Annotated in this window: 3 protein-coding genes; all 3 read right to left on the bottom strand. The window is 57.9% G+C overall.

Translation table 11 applies throughout. From position 1 onward, the window contains the following. Positions 1 to 256: 256 nt before the first annotated feature. Entirely contained in the window at positions 257 to 1,027 is a 771-nt protein-coding gene (locus ACR0E6_RS20790; protein WP_480564972.1) for an SDR family oxidoreductase, read from the bottom strand. Next, on the bottom strand, positions 1,024 to 2,064 hold the full coding sequence (locus tag ACR0E6_RS20785; RefSeq protein WP_480586876.1) for a zinc-dependent alcohol dehydrogenase: 1,041 nt from the start codon (positions 2,062 to 2,064) through the stop codon (positions 1,024 to 1,026). The genes ACR0E6_RS20790 and ACR0E6_RS20785 overlap by 4 nt, the downstream gene beginning before the upstream one ends. Further along, a partial coding sequence (locus ACR0E6_RS20780) for an enolase C-terminal domain-like protein (RefSeq protein ID WP_480586874.1) occupies positions 2,061 to 2,512 on the bottom strand: 452 nt, incomplete at its 5' end. The genes ACR0E6_RS20785 and ACR0E6_RS20780, both read right to left, overlap by 4 nt.

The raw sequence follows: 2,512 nt of genomic DNA, 5'->3' as shown, positions 1-2,512 counted from the left end.
CCTCTGCGTTTTGAGTTGTTTTTCATAACCATCTGTCGGAATGCGTAAATAATGGGATGGAATTGTTGAGACTCGCCTCCCATTGAGTTCAACATCTTAGCGTTTTGCGCGTATTTATTGTTTCGATGGTCAGGCCAAACTTGTTCGAACAGGCCCTCTGTCAGAACAACGAAGGAAATTCTTCCTCCAAGTCTAAGCCAAGTAGGCCCCTTGGTAGCATGCTCAGTCAGATTAAATGCCGTGCATTTTGACAGTGCTACCGCCCCATCCAGCCCCCGTCGACGACAAGGATTTCACCGTTGACGAAGTCCGACGCGGCAGAGGCCAGAAAGACCACCGGTCCGGCAAAGTCATCAGGCGTACCCCAACGGCCCTGGGGTGTTCGTTCAAGGATCGACTTAGATCGGACCGGATCATCCCGCAGGGCTTGGGTGTTGTCGGTCGCGATGTAGCCAGGCGCGATCGCATTCACATTCACGCCCTGCCCGGCCCATTCGTTGGCCAAAGCCTTGGTCAGTTGTCCAATCCCACCTTTCGAAGCTGCATATCCCGGCACGGTAATACCGCCCTGAAATGTCAGCAGCGATGCAGTGAAGATGATCTTCCCAGAGCCGCGCGCCAGCATGTCCTTGCCGATCTCGCGAGACAGAACGAATTGCGAGGACAGGTTGACCTCAATCACTTCGTCCCACCAGTCGTCCGGGTGTTCGGCGGCTGGCTTGCGTTTGATCGTGCCGGCATTGTTGACAAGGATATCAGGGGTTTGTCCGTCGGCCCTCAACTGATCAATGAACCCATGCAGCGCGGAGCGGTCCGAGAAGTCGCATTGGTAAGCCCGGAAACTGCGCCCCATCGCCGTGACGGCTTTTTCGACCTCCGAGCCGGACAGCTCGAGCGAGGCGGACACTCCGATGATATCGGCTCCGGCCGATGCCAATGCCTCGGCCATGCCGCGCCCGATGCCGCGTTTGCACCCAGTAACAAGGGCCGTCTTTCCCGTCAGGTCGAAACTTTGCAAAACACTCATGAACGCGGTCCTACTTCGATCAGGCTTTTCATTGCGGTTGGACTGCGATCCAGTGCTTCAAACGCGGCCTGAATGTCTGCCAGAGGGCTGACGCCAGTAATCACAACATCCGCGTCCACTCCGCCCGAGGCGACAACTGCGATGGCTTTCTCGTAATCCTCTGGCTCATAGACCCTAGCACCTATCAGTTGCAGCTCTCGCCAGAAGAACTGGAACAGGTCGATCTGGGGCTTTTGAGCATGGATCGCGACCATCACGATCCGGGCCCGCGTCGCGGCAACGGCGGTCATCGCATCAACACCGGGCTGCGTTCCCGATACCTCGAAAACCACATCCGCCCCTTTGTCGCCCGTGCGCGCGTTGATCGTGGCCACCAGATCGGTTTCGATTGGGTTGATCGTGTCAAAACCAAGCTTTTCGGCAATGGCCAAGCGGTTCGGATTCACTTCGGAAATCACGACGTTTCCGCCTGCGTCCCGCGCAACCATGGCAACCAGCATGCCGATCGGGCCTCCACCGATGACGACAACGTCCTCTCCAGATTGCAGGCTAGATAGCCGCACATCGTGGCAAGCAACGGCGACCGGCTCGATCAGCGCCGCGTGATCCATGCGCAAGTCATCCGGAAGAACGTGCAACGTGTGGGCCGGAACGGTCCAGATCTCTTGCATGGCGCCATCGGTGTCGAGGCCGAGAAACCTGAGGTTCTGGCAGATATGCTGATGCCCCCGTTTACAGGCCGGGCATTCGCCGCAGTGATCAAGCGGTCGGACGACGACCTTTTGGCCGGGTTTTACCGTATCGACGCCCTCGCCCACCGCTTCTACGACACCTGACATCTCGTGCCCAATCACCCGGTTCAGGCCGACACGGGCATCCATGTTGCCGTGGTAGACGTGCATGTCCGTCCCGCAAATTCCACAATAGGCAACGCGAACTGCAACCTCGCTTGGGCTCGGAGCAGTCGCCCGGGCCTGTTCCACGGCAAAGCTTTTGTTGCCCCTGTAGTACGCCGCAGAGATCGTCTGGGTCGTCATGTATGCATCTCCCTGTGTTCCGCATTCAGTTTGTCCCAGTCGAATTCCACTCCGGTTCCCGGAGTATCCGGGGCTACGGCCAGACAGTCTTCCACAACCAGCGGACGGGTCGTGTACTGGTCTATCGGAAATGAGTGTACTTCCAGCCACCCCGCGTTGGGTTGCGCAGAAACAAGGCTGACGTGCAGTTCCTGCATCCCATGACTGCAAACCGGAATGCCGTGTTGTGCGCTTAGCGCGGCCACGCGCAGCCAGCCGGTTACCCCACCGCAGTTTGAGGCATCGGGCTGGATGAAACTCAGCTTTGCGTCTTCGAAGGCGTACTCGAATTCGTGAATCGTGTGCAGGTTTTCACCCATGGCAAGGGGAACGCCCGTGGCTTCGGCAATTCGGCCATAGCCTTTATAGTCGTCTGGAATTGTCGGCTCCTCGAACCACAGGATATCGC

This window comes from Ruegeria sp. AP12 (assembly GCF_056540025.1).
The sequence above is the reverse complement of the archived record's forward strand: the minus strand, read 5'-3'. Positions and strand labels throughout refer to the sequence as shown.

Bases quoted from the DNA above. Each gene is read 5' to 3' on its own strand.
- ACR0E6_RS20790 (WP_480564972.1), bottom strand. From the start codon at position 1,027: ATGAGTGTTTTGCAAAGTTTCGACCTGACGGGAAAGACGGCCCTTGTT.
- ACR0E6_RS20785 (WP_480586876.1), bottom strand. From the start codon at position 2,064: ATGACGACCCAGACGATCTCTGCGGCGTACTACAGGGGCAACAAAAGC.